Raw genomic sequence first — 16,632 nt, 5'->3', positions numbered from 1 at the left:
ATCTGCTCCTCGCGATGATGATGGGTGTCGGTCTTCCGGCGACTCCATCCTAGTCCGGCAGGTTAACGAGTCGGCAGGTGAGCGCCATAGGGTGCGATAGGGGACCAGCGGCCGCTGGCTCAGACCAGTCCCAGGGCCTCCAGGGCCTCGGCCAGATAGGTGACCTCGACCACTTCCAGTCCCTGAATGGGCTTGCGACCTCTTGAATGCCGGTCGGGCGGAACCAGCGCTCGCGTAAATCCCAGACGAGCGGCCTCCTGTAGGCGGTGGTTGAGCTGAGGCACAGGCCTGACCTGCCCTGTCAACGAAATCTCGCCCATGGCACAGGTCGTGCGCAGGATGGGCCGGGACTTGGCTGCACTGGCCAGGGCGGCCACGATGGCCAGGTCGCATCCGGGTTCCTTGGCCAGCCCGCCGGCGATGGTGGACACATACAGGTCCCTTGTCAGCAGATTGACACGGCCGTGGCGGTAGAGCACCGCGGCCAGCATGGCCAGGCGGTTGGCATCGATCCCGTTGGTGTTGCGTCTGGGCGTGGGCAGAACCGAGGAAGTGACCAGGGCCTGGATCTCGATGGGCAGACTGCGGTGGCCGTCCAAGGTAAAGGTCACACAGGTGCCCTCCACCTCCTGCCCGGTCGTGGACAGGAAGAGCCCGGTGGGATCGCTGACCTCCTCGATACCCTGTTCACCCATGTCGAAGCAGCCCACCTCGTCGGTGGGGCCGAACCGGTTCTTGACGGCTCTCAGTAGGCGCAGGGCGGTCTGGGAGTCGCCTTCGAACTGGCAGACCACATCGACCAGATGCTCCAGGGTCCGTGGTCCGGCGATGGAGCCGTCCTTGGTCACGTGGCCGACCAGGAGGATGGGGATGTCGTGCGATTTGGCCATGTCGATCAGGCTGATGGCCACCTCACGCACCTGTGTGGAGCCTCCGGAGATGCCGTCAACCTGGTTGGAGACGATGGTCTGGGCTGAGTCCACGATGGCCAGTGCCGGCTTTTCACGCTCGATCAGCCCCAGCACCGTGGCCAGGTCGGTCGTGGAAGCCAGCAGCAGCGAGTCCTTGAGGGCCCCCACCCGACTGGCCCGCATTCGCACCTGGGCCTGGGACTCCTCGCCGGATATGTAGAGTACCTTGCCACCCCTGCCGCTCCGGTTGGCCACGCGGCCGGCGGTCTCCAGCAGGAGGGTGGACTTGCCTATGCCTGGCTCGCCGGCCAAGAGAATGACCGACCCGGGTACGATGCCCCCGCCCAGGACCCGGTCGAACTCCTCGAATCCTGTGGGGATGCGCTTGACCTGGTCCGTGCCCACCCTGGTGATGGGCCGGGCCAGGCTGGTTGTCGGTGGCGCAGGTGCCGTATGACTGCCTCCTGAGGAGGACAGACCCCCTCCTGCACCCACGCGGGCTTCGTGGAACTCCTCGATGGTTCCCCACTGGCCGCATTCCGGGCAGCGTCCGAACCACTTGCCGCCGGTCCAGCCGCACTCCGTGCACACGTATTGCGTCGTCGTCTTGGCCATACCTGCACGCTATCGGGATTCAGGGACGAGGGTCCGGGCTTTCACGCCTTCTTCGCAGTGCCGACACCCCGCCCATGAGAGAATGGAGGCATGGCTGACAATCCTTCTGCACCCCTTTCTACTTCGTCCGATTCCTCTGCGCATGACCGGCAACGCCGTCGACGTATAGGCTTGGTCATCGCCCTGGCTGCGGTAGTGGTTCTGGTGCTCCTGTCGGCCTTCGTATGGCCACACTGGGCGGTGCGCAGCCAACAACCAGATGCACAAGCCCAGGCCTCCGCTTCTTCACGACCCTCCCAGGCCAGCCCGAAGGCCACGGCGGCGCCCTTACCGGACTCGGCCTCGGAGCTGCTCAAGGCCATGCCTGACACAGTGGGCGGCTTCGCCCGAGTCAAGGCTGATTCCGACAGCGAGTGGAGCACCCGTACGCCTATAGAGGAGTACAGCCTGGTCTACTCCACCGGAAGGTCGGGCGGTGACGTGACCCTCCACCTGGCCCAGTGGTCCAGGAGCGAGGATGCCAAGGCCCTCTATGACAGCCAGTCCACCGGCATGTCCGGCAAGGAGCTGGCTTCGGGCAAGGTTCGCAGCGGGGGCACGGTCACCGGATCCTACCTGGAGAAGGCGGATGGTGACGACGAACACAAGGCACTGGTCATCTGGCAGAACGACACGGTGGTCTTCCGCGCTCAGGGTCAGCGGACTGCGCTGGAGGCTTTCTACAAGGCCTTTCCGCTCTGATCGTCCCCCAAGCGGTGTACGATAAGCAAGTTGGACACTTCCAGGTAACTAAGGATCGGAGGCTCGGATGGGTTCTGTCATCAAGAAGCGCCGCAAGCGGATGAGCAAGAAGAAGCACCGCAAACTGCTGCGCAAGACTCGTCACCAGCGCAAGTAGCTTTATGACTTATGGCCCATCAGGGTCAACGAAGCCCCCCGCATCGATTGGACGCGGGGGGCTTCATGTATATATCCGTCTATCTTCACTTGTTGGCGTTGGTCATGACCCGGGGCCCGTTGGGGTCACCCACGATGACTGTGTCAACCATATTGAGGAAGAGACCATGTTCCACGACGCCCACGGTGGTAATCAGGTCCTGGGCCAGGTCCTGCGGGTGCTCGATCCGATCCAGATGCAGGTCGATGATGTGGTTGTGCTCGTCGGTCAGAACCGGCTGCCCTTGGTCGTCCAGCCGCAGTACCGGGTTATAACCGCGCTCCTTGAAGCGGTCCAGGACGTGGCGCTCGCCGAAGGGGATGACCTCCACCGGCAGGGGGAAGCGGCCGATGGTGTCGACCACCTTGGACTCGTCCACGATCCAGACGATCTTTCGAGAGTTGGTGGCTACGATCTTCTCCCAGAGCAGGGCTGCGCCGCCGCCCTTGATGCCGTTGAAGTTCTTGTCGACCTCGTCGGCGCCGTCGATGGTGACGTCGATGTGGTCTACCTGGTCGATGTCGACGATACGGATTCCGTAGCCTTCAGCCTGTTCCTTGGTACGCCGAGAGGTGGTCACGCCTGTGAACTCCAGGCCCTCTTCCTTGACGCGCCGTCCCAGCTCATCCACAAAGAACCGAACCGTGGATCCGGTGCCCAGCCCGGCGGTCATGCCGTTCTCGACCAGCTTGGCTGCCTCGATACCGGCGGCCTTCTTCAGTCTGTCCTGCTCGGTCTTGTCCATAGACGCTCCTTCATGCCCGCCATGCTTTTAACAGCTGATATCCGCGGGTCTTGTTCGTTCAGGTTCACTCCAGTGTAGACGATGGCCCTTGACGGTCCATAAGCCGCTCAGTCCCGCGCTTCGATGGCATGCAGGCGGAAAGGCGCCTCATCAATGGTCACGTAACCGTCAGGGTCGATAGCGGCGTCCAGGTCGATGCTGCCGACGATATGCAGGTCCTGTCCAGTAAACATGCTGCTGCCAGAAGGCGGTGGCGTGATGCGCAGGCGGCCGCTGGCTCTCAGTCCCCGAGCCCCGGAATTCTTGGTCTCTTGATCAACCGTGTTAGTGTCCGAAGTGTCGTTGAAAGTCGGCGAGGGATCGTCTTTTTGATCATCGGCTATGCCAGAAGCGGGCGTGTCATTGATGGCTTCAGACGGCACGTCGTCCCGCTCGTCTGCTGCTGCGGCTAGCGAGCCTGAGAATGTCGCGGCTACGGACTCGGCTTGCTCGGCATCCACGGCCTCGGATTCGACGGCGGTTTCGGCCAGGTCCTTCTGCTCTTTCTGGTCCAGGCGAACCTTCTTGCGGCCAAGATCGTCCAGAACCTGGGGTCCTCCGTCCAGCTCCTCCTTGACTGCGGACGGCACCTGCGTGCCCTTGGCGTAGGGGGAGGCCAGCAGTGATCGCCAGCCCTCAACGGGCAGACAGCCTTCCCGATCGCCTTTGCCTGCAGCTGTGGCATAGCCGCGGGCCAGCGTGTCCACTTTCTCATTAAAGGTGTCGCCGGCGTGACCCTTGACCCAGACAAACCTGACTGATCCCGGCCGTGCCTGGATCTCCCGATCGATAGCCTCGATCAGAGGACGGTTCTTGACCGGCTTACCCTGCGAGTTCTTCCAGCCCTTCTTCTTCCACCCGGGCACCCAGGTGGTGGAGCAGTTGATGGCGTATTGGGAATCGGTTTCGATGACCAGCGGGCGCTCGCCTGGGTGTGCTCGGAGCGCCTGCAGGACGGCACACAACTCGCCAATCTGATTGGTGCCGTTGCTTGCGCCGCCTGCATCCGCGTCGCCGCCCTCGTGATCGGCCCAGGCCCAGCCCATGGGGCCGTTGGGATTGCTCAGTGCGCTGCCGTCGGTGGAGACGACCAGATTCTTGTCATTGGTCATGGTTCCAGCCTAGACAAACAGATAGAGAACCCCTGCGCCAGCGATGGTCTTGTCTGCAGCTCAGCCCAGGGCCTTGGCGACCACCTGGTCGGCGTCGTCCAGAACCTGGTCCAGAGCCTCAGGGGAAACGAAGGATTCGGCATAGACCTTGTAGATGTTCTCGGTGCCGGAGGGGCGGGCGGCGAACCAGTTGTTCTGGGTGGTTACCTTGATGCCTCCGATTTTGGCTCCGTTGCCCGGGGCTTCGGTCAGCTTGGCGGTGATGGGCTCGCCGGCCAGGGTGGAGGCCGTCACATCGTCGCCGTTCAACTGGGCGAACTTCTGCTTCTGCTCCAAGGTGGTCGGGGTGTCCACACGCTTGTACCAGCTCTGGCCGAAGCGCTCTACCTGCTCCTGGTGGAGCTGGGCCGGGTTCTTTCCGGTCTTGGCTGTGATCTCGGCAGCCAGCAGGTCGGGGATCAGCCCGTCCTTGTCGGTCGTCCAGACGCGGCCGTCCCGGCGCAGGAAGCTCATCCCGGAGCTCTCCTCGCCGCCAAAGGCCACCTCGCCCTTGAAGAGAGGGTCGACGAACCACTTGAAGCCCACAGGCACCTCGATCAGCCTGGCACCGATGGAGGCAGCCACACGGTCGATCAGGGAGGAGGAGACCAAGGTCTTGCCGATGCCGGCGCCCTGCGGCCATCCGGGTCGGTTGCCGGAGAAGAGGTATTCCACGCATACGGCGATGTAGTGGTTGGGATTCATGACCCCGGTTCCTGGGCAGACAATGCCATGCCTGTCGGCATCCGGATCCGTGCCTCCGACCAGGTCGTAGGAGTCCCAGGCTCCGGCGTTGAGGCGATCCACTAGACCCTTCATGGCATAGGGGGAGCTGGGATCCATGCGGATCTTCCCATCGTGGTCAATGGTCATGAACCGCCAGGTCGGATCCACCTCCGGGTTGACGACGCCGATGTTCAGACCGTACTTTTCGTTGATCAGCGGCCAGTAGTTGACCGAGGCCCCGCCCAGCGGATCAATGCCCAGACGGACACCTGAAGATCTGATCAGATCAAAGTCGATGACATTGCCCAGGTCAGCCACATAGTGTTCCCGGTAGTCGAAGCGCTCAACCAGGTCGGATTTGATGGCATCCTTAAAGGGAATCCGCTTGACCTGCCTATAGTCGCCCAAAAGCTCGTTGGCCCGTTGCGCTATGGCGTTGGTGGTTTCGGCCGGAGCCGGTCCGCCTGTGGGCGGGTCGTACTTGAATCCGCCATCGGTGGGCGGGTTATGGGAGGGAGTGACCACGATGCCATCGGCCAGGTCCTTACCGGAGAAGCGCTGGGTGCCGTCGGCCGCCCGGTTGTGTGTCAGGATGGCCTGGGAGACGGTAGGGGTGGGAGTGTAATCATCATTGGCGTCAATGCGCACTCGTACGTCGTTGGCTGTAAGGACCTCGATGGCGGTCTTCCAGGCGGGCAGTGAGAGGGCGTGGGTATCGCGACCCAGATAGAGCGGTCCGGTGACTCCGTCCTTGGCTCGCTGTTCGGCTATGGCCTGGCTGATGGCCACGATGTGGGCCTCGTTGAAGGAGGTGGTAAGGGCGGAGCCACGATGCCCGGAGGTGCCGAAGGACACCCGCTGGGAAGGCGTGGAGGGGTCGGGGATGAGATCATAGTACCTGCCGATCAGATCGTCTACGTTGATCAGATCTTCCGGGCTGGCAGGCTTGCCCGCGTTCTGTGCTGTCATGGCTCCCATCATGCCACCCCGGCATGAGAAAGCCTACAGATGGTGAACGGAGTCCTTCAGCTCAGTCGGACTGGGGAACCCGCACGTTCAGAGCCCGGTGCTCCACGCTGAGTGCGATGTGGCAGGTCTCGCCCAGAATGTCGCCGTCCACCTGGGCCAAGGCGGGCTTCTCCAGACGGATTTCTGCCTTGGTCCCCTGCAGCTGGACGATGGTGGAGTTGGTCGACAGGGGGCTCTGGCTGGCCTTTCGGGTGATGGTCTGATGCATGACGTCTCCGAAGAGGTTGGCCCAGCCGATCAGGCCAGCGGAGGTGTCGATGATCTCGAAGTCCAGTATGCCGTCCTCGTAGGAGGCGTCGGGCATCAGGGAGAATCCCGGGATCTCCCCACAGTTGCCGGCCATGAAGGTGCGGAAGGTCACTGAGGTGTTGGTCTGTGTGACCTGGTCGGGCCGGGTGATGGTGATGTCGGCTGTGTACTTGGGCGCGAACAGATGCTTGGCGCCGCTGATGAAGTAGGCCAGCCAGCTGACCGTCTTCTTCAGATTGGGGTCGGTGTCGTCAATCATCAGGGCATCGAAGCCGATGCCGGCGATGATCAGGAAGGCATGGCCACGGCCTTGTTCCTGATCGCCCTGGTCCAGCAGAGCCATACGGCCCACGTCGACTTGGGTGGATCCGTACGAGGTAGCCACGGCCAAGGCCGCGTCCAGATCGCCAACGGGAATGCCCATGTTCCTTGCGAAGAGATTCCCGGTACCTATAGGGATGATGCCCATGACATGGTCGCTGGATGCCATGGCGCTGGCTACGGTGCGTACGGTCCCGTCCCCGCCCACGGCAACGACTACGTTGGCTCCACGCTCCAGCGCCATGCGGGCGCAGGCTTTCCCATCCCGATCCAGCTGGGTTTCGATGAAGCTGAATTCGCGGATGCCCTTGTCCCGGCAGTATTGCTGGATGCGCTCGCGAGCAGCGGCGGCCTGAGGCTTGGAGGGGTTGATGACGAAAGCGTAGCTGAGCTGGTCGTCGTCACGGGTCAGGATCTGCATGGCGAACCTATGTCGTCTTTGGGCGCGAATGATCAGCACCACTGCCGTGACGACAATGGCCGCCACCGCCAGGATGCCGAGGATGACGACCGCTGGAATTGGCATGATTCTATTGTGCGCGTGGCGTCGACCCGAATCCCTTGGGTGTGTCCGACGTGAACGAACCCTCTACAGCAATCACGCTGACAGTATGAGCTGATTGAGTTATGAAAATCGCAAAGTTATGATGGCATTCGGTCCATGTGGTCCCTTCGGTCTGGAGCTGCAAAGGCTTCGCGCGCTGGAAGTCTGGGAAAGCCCGGGGGTATGGGAAGAGGAGGCAGGCATGGATAAGTACAAGAGCGTGTTCGACATCATAGGTCCCATCATGATCGGACCCTCCAGCTCGCACACAGCTGGGGCGGTGGCCATTGGTCGGGTTGGCCACATCCTTGCCGGGGGTGCTCCGAGCCGTGCTGATATTCATTATTATGATTCCTTCGCTCGCACGCACAGCGGCCACGGTACCGACTATGCCATCATCAGCGGTCTGCTGGGTTTTGCTCCTGATGACCCCCGGGTCCCTGATGCTATCGGCATCGCCCGGATGCAGGGCATGGATTTGACCTTCCACGAAGAGAATGAACCCAGCCCCATTGACCACCCGAACACGGCCGTCCTGGATCTGCAGGGCCCAGCCGGTCGGGTGATCTACGCGGCTTGCTCTATCGGGGGCGGGACCATTGAAGTACGGAGTATCAACTTGGACGGCTGCCTGATCACTCCTCCAGGGCTTCTGCCCATCCTCTTGGTGGAACTGGATGAATCCGAAAACGGAGCCGGTCGGCGACTGGAACACATACGTGATCTGCTTCGGGAAGAGGGCGTGACCAAGCAGACCAGGTATGAACCCGAGGGTCCGGCTGGCATGGCGGTGTATGAGTTTGATTTGGACAATCCGCTGTCTACGCAACGACAGAAGCAGATCGCGGGTCACTCGTCCCGGATGATTTATATCGACTAGGAGGCATGGCGCATGTTCACTTCGATCGCTGAACTCGTGAGTATGGCCGAAGAGCGCGGCTCGTCGATATCTGAAGTGGCCATCGACGAGGAGGTGCGTCGTTCGCGCCAGACTCGTGAACAGATCTGGGAAAGAATGGCCAAGAACCTGCAGGTCATGCAGGCTGCCGTGGCCAGGGGATCCCAGGGCGATGGTGTCTTTTCCAAAACTGGGCTGAGCGGTGGCCAGGCGGCTCTGATGGAGCATTACCGGAAGACGCGAACCAGCCTGAGCGGCGATGCCATGCTGCAGGCCGTCGAGGCCGCCATGGCCACCAATGAGGTCAACGCGGCCATGGGCATCATCTGCGCGACGCCTACGGCCGGCTCCTCGGGGACCTTGCCCGGAGTGCTCACCGTGCTCAAGAACCGACTGGGGCTGGATGACGATGGATTGGTCCGCTGCATGTTCACGGCAGGGGCTTTCGGACTGGTCACGGCCAACAAGGCGATGATTTCCGGAGCTACAGGGGGCTGCCAGGCCGAGGTGGGCAGCGCATCCGGCATGGCTGCCGCTGCAGCGGTTGAAGGCGCAGGAGGCGATCCTGATGCCAGTGCCCAGGCCTTCGCCATAGCCATGAGCAATCTGCTGGGGCTTGTCTGCGATCCCGTGGCCGGACTGGTCGAGGTGCCTTGCGTCAATCGCAACGCCATCGGTACAGCCAATGCTTTGATCGCTGCTGACATCGCCCTATCGGGTGGCGTCAGCAGGATCCCGCCCGATGAGGTCATCGCAGCCATGAAGTCCATCGGCGAGAGCATGCCCTCATCACTGAGAGAGACCGGCATCGGGGGACTGGCGGGCACTCCCACCGGCAAACGGTTCCGAAAGACCGTATTTGGCAAGTGACGCATGGCAGATGCATATAAAGGACGGACGGATTCCGTCTGCCTTCCTGTTGTGGTTGTTCCCCTTGGCCGGTCGGCGGCGGCCGAACCGGCTGCAGCAGAGGTCATAAGGCCCGGAAAGAGGTGTGCGGGGCCGGTTTTCGTGTCCCCTGAAAGTCATACAATTCAGATATGTTAGATATCAGGTTCATTCAGGAACATCCGGATGTTGTCCGTGAATCACAGCGCAAACGCGGCGAATCGGTCGAACTCGTCGACGAGGTGCTGAAGGCGGACAGTGAGCGCAGGGCTGCACTCCAGGATTACGAGAGCTGCAGGGCCGAGCAGAAGTCGCTCGGCAAGCGCATGGGTTCGGCGTCTCCTGATGAGAAAGCCGATCTTCTGGCCCGGACCAAGAGTCTGTCCGAGAAGGTGAACGCCTGCAAGTCAGCCTCCGACGAGGCCAACGCCAGGTACACCGACCTCATGTGGAAGTTCAGCAACGTAGTGGAGCCCGAGGCGCCCGAAGGCGGCGAGGACGACTACGTGGTGGTCAAGAAGGTCGGTACCCCGCGCGACTTCGCCAAGGAGGGCTTCGAGCCCAAGAACCACCTGGATCTGGGTGTGGGCGTGGCTGGCATCGACATGCGCAGGGGCGTCAAGATTTCCGGCTCCCGCTTCTATTTCTTGCGCGGTGATGTGGCCCGGCTGGAGATTGCTATGCTGACCATGGCCGTGGACCAGGCCATGGAGCATGGATTTATTCCCACAATCACTCCTACCTTGGTCCGGCCCGAGGTTATGGCTGGCACCGGATTCCTGAATGCCCATGCCGACGAGATCTACCGTCTGCGTGAGCCTGATGACCAGTATCTGGTGGGCACCTCCGAGGTCTCCTTGGCTGGCATGCACGAGGATGAGATCCTGGATTTGAGCAAGGGTCCCCTGCGCTACTGCGGCTGGTCCAGCTGCTACCGGCGGGAGGCTGGTTCTGCTGGCAAGGACACCATGGGCATCATCCGCGTCCACCAGTTCGACAAGGTGGAGATGTTCGTCTACTGCAAGCAGGAGGACTCCCGCGACCAACACCAGCAGCTGCTGGCCATGGAGCAGGAGATGCTGGCCAAGGTGGACGTACCCTACCGGATCATCGACACCGCCGCAGGGGACCTGGGGTCCTCGGCTGCGCGCAAGTTCGACTGCGAGGCCTGGGTGCCCACCCAGGGCCGCTACCGTGAGCTGACGTCAACCTCCAACTGCACTGAGTACCAGGCCCGCCGCCTCAACGAACGCGAGCGGCTGGAGGACGGCTCCACGCGTCCCGTCAGCACCCTGAACGGGACCCTGGCCACCACCCGCTGGCTGGTCGCCATCCTGGAGAACCACCAGAACGCCGACGGCTCCATCGTCATCCCTGAGGCCATGCGCTCCTATGTGGGCGGCAAGGAAGTCATCGAGCCCAAGACCTGGGAGGCCTGAACCGCCTCTGCCGGGATTGGTCGACATTCCGTTGGTGGTTGGACCAACCTTGATGTCGTATGATGAGTGACGTGCCTGATTGGCACGTCTTATGGACAGGTGTCTGAGCGGCCGAAAGAGACGGTCTTGAAAACCGTTGTGGCGCAAGCCACCGCGGGTTCGAATCCCGCCCTGTCCGCCTGGTTGATGCCCCGGAGCTATATCCGGGGCATTCTTGTACTCGCGGAAGCTTATGTTCCCAGTCCTTAGGTCAGCGGTTGTTCAGCGGTTTGAATTGGAGCTCGGTGCCTACAATAAAGGACGGTAGCCATGCTTAATCACGCGAGTCGACCCTTGGGTTGTCGGCTCTGCAAGGGAAAGGTCGGGTCGTGGATCAATTCATCGCCATTGTCTCTCTGATCGGGGATTGGTTGCTTTTCACATTCCCACTCTTCCAGGGGCTGATGGAGCTGCAGGAATATCAGGAGCTCCTGGACGACTTTGATCAGCTCAGCAAGAATTGGGATGAGGTCTCGCCCTGGTGGTGGCTGGCTCCCATCGTCAAGATCCACTTGGAGCGCAAACGCGGGCATGAAATCCTTCGCCAGGCCACCAGGACCCGGTCGGAACGGCGACGGGCGCTGAGCTTCCTTGACCAGGCGACTGCCTGGTACTTCGTGTCAGTTGCAGGTTGGCTGAAGATGGTCTCCTCCTCTTATGAACTGCTTGAGACATACGATGCCGAAGAGAACATATGGCTGCTGGTTCTCCTTGTCTTCCTGCTGACCTCCGGCGGTCTCTTCAACGCTTACTATCGCATAGACAGAAAGCGGATAGGCCAGAAGGAGAAGGAGCTGAAGCCCGACTCAGAGGTGTCCAACGACTGACAAGGTGCTCATGAGCCTAGGCAATGACAACGCTGAACCTGCTGCAAAAGCAGATCCTGGCGCTTTGAGCAGTATGGGTAAGAGACCAGTGGACGCGGGGAACCGGATTGTTCCTACGACAGTGCGAGAGCTTCTGGACGGTTTGAAGACGAATTGTCGCGTCGTTCAGCATCCGCCCTTGGATACTATCGACCAGGGTATGGAGTTGGGCATTGCTGACCTGCTGGGGCTCTCTGTAGAAAACCTCTCCAAGTTCCTGCTGCTGGAGGATGCGGGAGGTCTGCTGATACTCCTGGTGGCCAAGGGCATAGTGCGGCCTGATTTGCGCCAGGTGCGGGAAGTGGTCGGATGCCGAAGGCTGCATATGGCCTCGGCTGCTACCTTGCGCCAGTGTCTGGATACGGTGCCGGGCCGGGTCTCGCTGCTGGATCTGGTGGATCATCAGGGCCAGGTGGACACCGTCGTTCTGGACGGCAACTTGACAGCAACTGATCAACAGACCGCTCTGCCGCTGGGCTCCGACGATGTATCCGTCTGTTTGCCTGCCTCCTGCCTGCCGAATCTTGCTCGGAAGCTGGTATCCCGGGTGTTCATACTGCCGGAGAGTTGAAGTCGTCGACTGGGTCATTGCTTCTGGTCTCTGCCTTGGGGGATGCTGGAAACCGTTGTGTGCGAAGGCGGGAAGGAGCAGGCCGGTGAGGCTGAATCTGTCTAACAGAGGGTCGTCGGCAGATGAAATGGATCAGACCCATCCTTCCGACTCGGTGCAGGCCACCAGGCCGGGTCGTGCCAGCCGGTGGCTGGTAGCGTTCAGGGCCGCCTGCTGCGGACTGTTGGTGGGAGTGCTGGTGGTGCTCTACCGCCAGGGCATTGGCTACGGCACCCAGTTTGCTCGATGGGCCTATGCACAGATGCGTGACCGGCCTCTGATAATTCTTCCTTGGCTGCTGGTCGCCCTGCTGGTGGGCCTGGCCCTAGCCTGGATGGTCGGCCGGGTTCCCATGGCCTCCGGATCTGGCATCCCACAGGTGGAGGGCGTGGTCATCCACGGCATGCGCATGCCTGCTCTGCCCGTGCTGGGCGTGCGATTCCTAGGCGGCCTGGCCTGCGGCATGTTCGGCCTGTCTCTGGGGCGCGAGGGACCCTCAGTGCAGATCGGCGCAGCAGGTTCCCAGCTGGTTTCCCGAGGATTGCGTCGGGATCGTGTGGAGGAGACCTGCCTGGTGACCTCGGGCGCGGCTGCCGGTCTGTCTGCAGCCTTCAACGCGCCTCTGTCGGGGATGGTCTTTGCTCTGGAGGAGATTCACCGGTCCTTTTCGCCAATGATTCTTCTGTCAGCAGCCATGGCCTGCCTGAGTGCGGATTTTATCGCCAAAAACCGCTTCGGTCTGCGCCCGGTCCTGGACTTTACCGCTATGCCTCAGTTGACCATTGCCCAGTATCTGCTGATGATCCCCCTTGGGCTGGTGGCCGGCCTTGTGGGAGCCGCCATGAACCGTCTGCTGCTGGGCGCGCAGAGCCTTTACAGGCACTTGCCCTCGAAGCTTGGACCGGTGATCTCCCTCTTCCTGGCCCTGCCGGTCGGGTTGTTGCTGCCTGCTGTCCTGGGTGGCGGCGAGGACCTGATTGGCAAGGCGGAAGGTGTTCGTGAGGTGGCTTGGTCGGTGGCCATCAACCTGCTGGTTCTGCTTCTGGTCAAGATGCTCTTTACGGCTACCTCCTTCGGCAGCGGTGCCCCCGGAGGCATCTTCATGCCCATCCTGGCAGTCGGCACACTGACTGGGTCACTATGCGGGATGGGCGCGGCCGCCTTGGGAATGCCCGTCAGGATTATTCCAGTCTGTGCGGTCTGCGCCATGGCGGGCACTCTGACGGCCTCGGTCAAGGCCCCCATAACCTCCATCCTGCTGACGGTGGAGATGTCAGGCTCTCTGGTCCACATGCTCCCTGTGGCCCTGTGCGCTTTTACGGCTCTGATGGTGTCCGATTTGCTGGGTGTCCAGCCTATTTACGAGGCTCTGCTGGAGCGTTATCGCCGAGGACGTGCTCCCGATGCTCAGGTTCCTGACAGGGTCACTGTGGAGTTCCCCATAGAGCATGGCAGCCCGGCGGCTGGTCGTCTGCTGGGGCAGATCCCCTGGCCGCACGGATGTGCCGTAATCGGTCTTCGCCGGGGTGAGCATCGGCTGATTCCTGCTGGTGATCTGAGGTTGCTCGCCGGAGACGGCGTCATCCTGCTCTGTCCCGGTGATCGTCTGGATCAGGCCCGACGGGTCATGGAAAGCCTCTGTCGCTGACTGACGTTCTCTAAAGGATGATCAGGCACTGCCCGTGGACTGCCACGGCCTGGCTGTTGTTGATGGCCACCATGGGCGCATCGTCGCCGTAGCGGTCCAGAATTTTTCTGGTTACCTCGGCGAAGGGCTCGGAATCAAGGTGGGGGAGGAGACGGAAGTCCACCAGACCCAGCCCGGCGGTGGAGTCCAGATTCGGGGCGGCCGAGCGCGGATCCATGGCATCCAGGAAGCCGATATCGGGACCGGTCACTACAGCGCCAGCCGATTCGCCGATGTAAGGTTTGCCCTGATCCACCTGCTGTCTGATCAGATCAGCAGCGCCTGAGCGACGCAACTCCTGTAGCAGGAAGAAGGTGTTGCCACCGGACAGGTAGATCAGGTCGTCCTCCTCCAGGCTGCGACGTATGGTCTCCGGATCGGCTGTTGAGACTTCCAGGTCGTCGATCCTGCAGCCCATGTCGGTGAAAGCTTGGCGAGCCTCCTGGACATAACTATCCGAACGCTGTGGAAGGTTGGCCGTGGGGATGAAAGCTACCGTACGATTCTTAGGAGAGCTTTCCAGAAAGGTGGGCAACCTTTCAGCGGTAGCAGAGAATGAGGATGTGAGCAGCAGTCGACGCATGACGGCTCCTTTCATGCCAGGCGGGATTTCCGCCCTGGGCAGGTCGCAAAATATAAAATCCGACCATTGCTGGCCTCAATATATCCATGCAATGGCTTCCACATAGTGATTGACTACATGTCGATTGGAATCCGGCGCAGGCCCTGTAGGTCCGGATGTTTATTCTGGGGGCATGGCAAGGCAGCATAAGGAGTTCCAGCAGGGATCCGGCCAAGGCGTATTGGACGACCTGCCAGGCGAGGATAAATTCAGCGATGACCGCCCCGATCCAGTAGCCCCCGGCGGCAGCATTCTCTTCGCTCTGCCTGGGACCTTGGTGGATTGGGACCCGCGCCGAGCCCTGGTTGGGCAGTACCCTGACGGGGTGGTCGATATGGTGCTGGACCCGGAGGACCCTTGGGGCTTCGCCTGCGTCAGAAGACAGATCAATCTGGGCGTGGACCCACGGCAGGCACTGGCCGACTATGAAACTACTCACGGGCCTGCGGTTGCTTGGGTGATTCGCGTCTGTCTGGAAAACTACACCCTGGCAGTGAAGGGCCTTCTTCCCGGAGCATCGGAGCTGCTGGGAAATCTGCGGCGAGCCGGGTTGACGCTTTGGGGTCTGGCGGCAACGACCCGTCAGCTGATCGAAGTGGCATCCGAGGCCCTTTCGCCGCTCTCTGCCCTGAAAGGTGTCCTGATCTCATCCGAGGAGCATCTGGATCTTTCCGATCCTCTCTTCTATCGTCTTGCCCTGCGCCGTTTCGCCATCACCCCCGGGCACACAATCTTTGTCGATCGTGACCCTGAACATGTGGCAATTGCTGACAGACTTGGCATGAAGGGGGTTGTCGTTCACGACATCAGCAGTCTGCGTCAACTTTTCAATCGATGAAGGCGGCAGCGTATGCTCTGTGTGGCAGATGTAAAGCGAAGCGGTGGTAATTGGACATGCGACATTGATCCTGGTCCAGTTGGTTACTACGGTGGCTACCTCTGGTAGGTGATATTTTAACTATTCCCCACTCCGCAGCTCTTTAGACTTCTAGTTTGTGTTATGCGGCGCTTATTGATTCCGTCCTAACCTTCAAACGATTTATTTATGCTTTATGTCTTAAGTTGATCAGATTGTCATAATTGTGCATTCTTTAGTGGTGCAAAGAGCATCAACGTCAGTTCCGACAGTTATTGATAAGGGAATTGAATGTTGCGATTTCTGATGCGACTAACCGTTAAATTGATTATTGCAACCGGTTGCTGTATTCTTAAGTCGTCGTGAGATGCAGACAACCACGAGGGAGTGTTGTTGCGTTCTCTGGCGTTATGGCTTTTACGGAGTTGCTATAGCAAGGCGGATTCCAAAGGAGGATGCCGGTTCAGTCCCCTTGACTCTGAAAGGTGTTTCTGCCGTGATTACGGCTTGATGATTGAAGGTCATGGCACCGAAAAGTGGCTAAGCCTATGCGAATGTCGTGCATGCATTGTGCGACTGACTAAGTGCAAGCAAAGGAGTTGTGCATGAGACGACGGAAAGGGCCAATTCTAATGGTCTTCCCCGGAGTTGTTCTGTTGTTCTGTTTTATGACCGTTCCGGCTTTGATGGGTATGTTTTACAGTCTGACGGACTACAGGGGCTACGGGGGATGGAAGTTCATTGGCTTATCGAATTATCAGAACCTTGTCAAAGACTCCAGCATTCTGCATAGTTACATTTTTACCCTGGGATTTGCTTTTCTTGCTGCCATATTGACCAACATGATCAGCCTCCTCTTGGCAGCGGCTTTAACGCAAAACATTAGGCTCAAAGGGTTTCTGCGAGGTGTTTTCTTCTTGCCCGCGGTCTTGGCAACCATTGTTATCGGGTACGTTTTTAACTTTATTTTTTCGCAGGCGATTACCTCCATAGGCAAAGGGCTTCATAACGATTTTCTTTCGCGAAGTTTGCTTGGTAATCCGCAATGGGCATGGGTTGCTATAGTCATCGTTGCAGTCTGGCAGGCTTGTGCGGTTACAACGGTCATCTATATGACTGGGATCGAATCTATCTCATCAGACATATATGAAGCTGCCAAGGTGGATGGTGCCAATAGGCGGCAGGTGTTTTGGAGAATAACCCTGCCTCTGGTCATGCCTTTCGTGGCAGTGAATATGGTTCTTCAGCTCAAGAACCAATTGCAGGTTTTCGATTTGGTGGTGGCTCTGACAAACGGCGGGCCGGGTACAGCGACTCAATCAATATCATTCCTGATTTATCGAAACGGGTTTCAGGGTGGTCAGTTTGCCTACCAGTCTGCGAACGCTGTCATGTACTTTGTTTTGATTCTTTTCATCTCGCTTGTACAGATGCGCTTGTTCAGGTCAAGGGAGAACTGA

Annotated in this window: 16 protein-coding genes and 1 tRNA gene; 11 read left to right on the top strand and 6 right to left on the bottom strand. The window is 60.1% G+C overall.

The genetic code is table 11. From position 1 onward, the window contains the following. Positions 1–119: 119 nt before the first annotated feature. Entirely contained in the window at positions 120–1,526 is a 1,407-nt protein-coding gene (radA, locus tag P273_RS0101560; protein ID WP_024626761.1) for a DNA repair protein RadA, read from the bottom strand. A gap of 90 nt (positions 1,527–1,616) precedes the next feature. Between radA and P273_RS0101555 the strand changes: the two genes are divergently transcribed. Further along, positions 1,617–2,267 (top strand): lipase chaperone, encoded by a 651-nt coding sequence (locus P273_RS0101555; RefSeq protein ID WP_024626760.1) that lies wholly within the window; start codon positions 1,617–1,619, stop codon positions 2,265–2,267. Between the two features lie 67 nt (positions 2,268–2,334). After that, positions 2,335–2,424, top strand: coding sequence for a 30S ribosomal protein bS22 (locus P273_RS09750; RefSeq protein WP_004268639.1), 90 nt, complete (start codon positions 2,335–2,337; stop codon positions 2,422–2,424). An 85-nt stretch (positions 2,425–2,509) separates the two neighbouring features. Here the strand turns inward: P273_RS09750 and rpiA are convergent, their stop codons facing one another. The 4 genes from rpiA to P273_RS0101530 all read right to left on the bottom strand — a co-directional run bounded on the left by rpiA (position 2,510) and on the right by P273_RS0101530 (position 7,249). Further along, positions 2,510–3,208 (bottom strand): ribose-5-phosphate isomerase RpiA, encoded by a 699-nt coding sequence (gene rpiA / locus P273_RS0101545; protein ID WP_024626759.1) that lies wholly within the window; start codon positions 3,206–3,208, stop codon positions 2,510–2,512. Positions 3,209–3,315: 107 nt separating this feature from the next. Continuing rightward, entirely contained in the window at positions 3,316–4,359 is a 1,044-nt protein-coding gene (locus P273_RS0101540; protein ID WP_029676009.1) for a ribonuclease H, read from the bottom strand. 60 nt (positions 4,360–4,419) lie between these two features. Beyond that, complete coding sequence (gene pgm / locus P273_RS0101535) at positions 4,420–6,093, bottom strand: phosphoglucomutase (alpha-D-glucose-1,6-bisphosphate-dependent) (RefSeq protein WP_024626757.1); 1,674 nt, start codon at positions 6,091–6,093, stop codon at positions 4,420–4,422. A gap of 61 nt (positions 6,094–6,154) precedes the next feature. Then, complete coding sequence (locus P273_RS0101530) at positions 6,155–7,249, bottom strand: diacylglycerol kinase family protein (RefSeq protein ID WP_024626756.1); 1,095 nt, start codon at positions 7,247–7,249, stop codon at positions 6,155–6,157. A 220-nt stretch (positions 7,250–7,469) separates the two neighbouring features. Between P273_RS0101530 and P273_RS0101525 the strand changes: the two genes are divergently transcribed. From P273_RS0101525 to P273_RS0101495, 7 genes are all read left to right on the top strand, one after another. Continuing rightward, a complete protein-coding gene (locus P273_RS0101525) occupies positions 7,470–8,147 on the top strand; it encodes a serine dehydratase beta chain (RefSeq protein WP_024626755.1) in 678 nt (225 codons plus the stop codon). A gap of 12 nt (positions 8,148–8,159) precedes the next feature. Continuing rightward, positions 8,160–9,035 (top strand): L-serine ammonia-lyase, iron-sulfur-dependent, subunit alpha, encoded by an 876-nt coding sequence (sdaAA, locus tag P273_RS0101520; protein WP_024626754.1) that lies wholly within the window; start codon positions 8,160–8,162, stop codon positions 9,033–9,035. Between the two features lie 170 nt (positions 9,036–9,205). Next, entirely contained in the window at positions 9,206–10,492 is a 1,287-nt protein-coding gene (gene serS / locus P273_RS0101515; protein WP_024626753.1) for a serine--tRNA ligase, read from the top strand. Positions 10,493–10,585: 93 nt separating this feature from the next. Further along, a tRNA-Ser gene (locus tag P273_RS0101510) sits at positions 10,586–10,670 on the top strand. A 190-nt stretch (positions 10,671–10,860) separates the two neighbouring features. Beyond that, on the top strand, positions 10,861–11,358 hold the full coding sequence (locus P273_RS0101505; RefSeq protein ID WP_024626752.1) for a hypothetical protein: 498 nt from the start codon (positions 10,861–10,863) through the stop codon (positions 11,356–11,358). A gap of 178 nt (positions 11,359–11,536) precedes the next feature. Next, positions 11,537–11,968, top strand: coding sequence for a YbaK/EbsC family protein (locus P273_RS0101500; protein ID WP_172637226.1), 432 nt, complete (start codon positions 11,537–11,539; stop codon positions 11,966–11,968). An 85-nt stretch (positions 11,969–12,053) separates the two neighbouring features. Further along, on the top strand, positions 12,054–13,655 hold the full coding sequence (locus P273_RS0101495; RefSeq protein ID WP_029676008.1) for a ClC family H(+)/Cl(-) exchange transporter: 1,602 nt from the start codon (positions 12,054–12,056) through the stop codon (positions 13,653–13,655). 10 nt (positions 13,656–13,665) lie between these two features. Here P273_RS0101495 and P273_RS0101490 read toward each other — a convergent pair whose 3' ends face one another. Further along, entirely contained in the window at positions 13,666–14,277 is a 612-nt protein-coding gene (locus P273_RS0101490; protein ID WP_024626749.1) for a Type 1 glutamine amidotransferase-like domain-containing protein, read from the bottom strand. Positions 14,278–14,449: 172 nt separating this feature from the next. Between P273_RS0101490 and P273_RS0101485 the strand changes: the two genes are divergently transcribed. Both P273_RS0101485 and P273_RS0101480 read left to right on the top strand, forming a co-directional pair. Beyond that, positions 14,450–15,154, top strand: coding sequence for a hypothetical protein (locus P273_RS0101485; RefSeq protein WP_024626748.1), 705 nt, complete (start codon positions 14,450–14,452; stop codon positions 15,152–15,154). 623 nt (positions 15,155–15,777) lie between these two features. Then, complete coding sequence (locus tag P273_RS0101480) at positions 15,778–16,632, top strand: carbohydrate ABC transporter permease (RefSeq protein ID WP_024626747.1); 855 nt, start codon at positions 15,778–15,780, stop codon at positions 16,630–16,632.

This window comes from Bifidobacterium sp. A11 (assembly GCF_000499185.1).
Taxonomy (GTDB): Bacteria; Actinomycetota; Actinomycetes; order Actinomycetales; family Bifidobacteriaceae; genus Bombiscardovia; species Bombiscardovia mizhiensis.
Note: the sequence above shows the minus strand (reverse complement) of the source record. Positions and strands in the feature narration are given on the sequence as shown.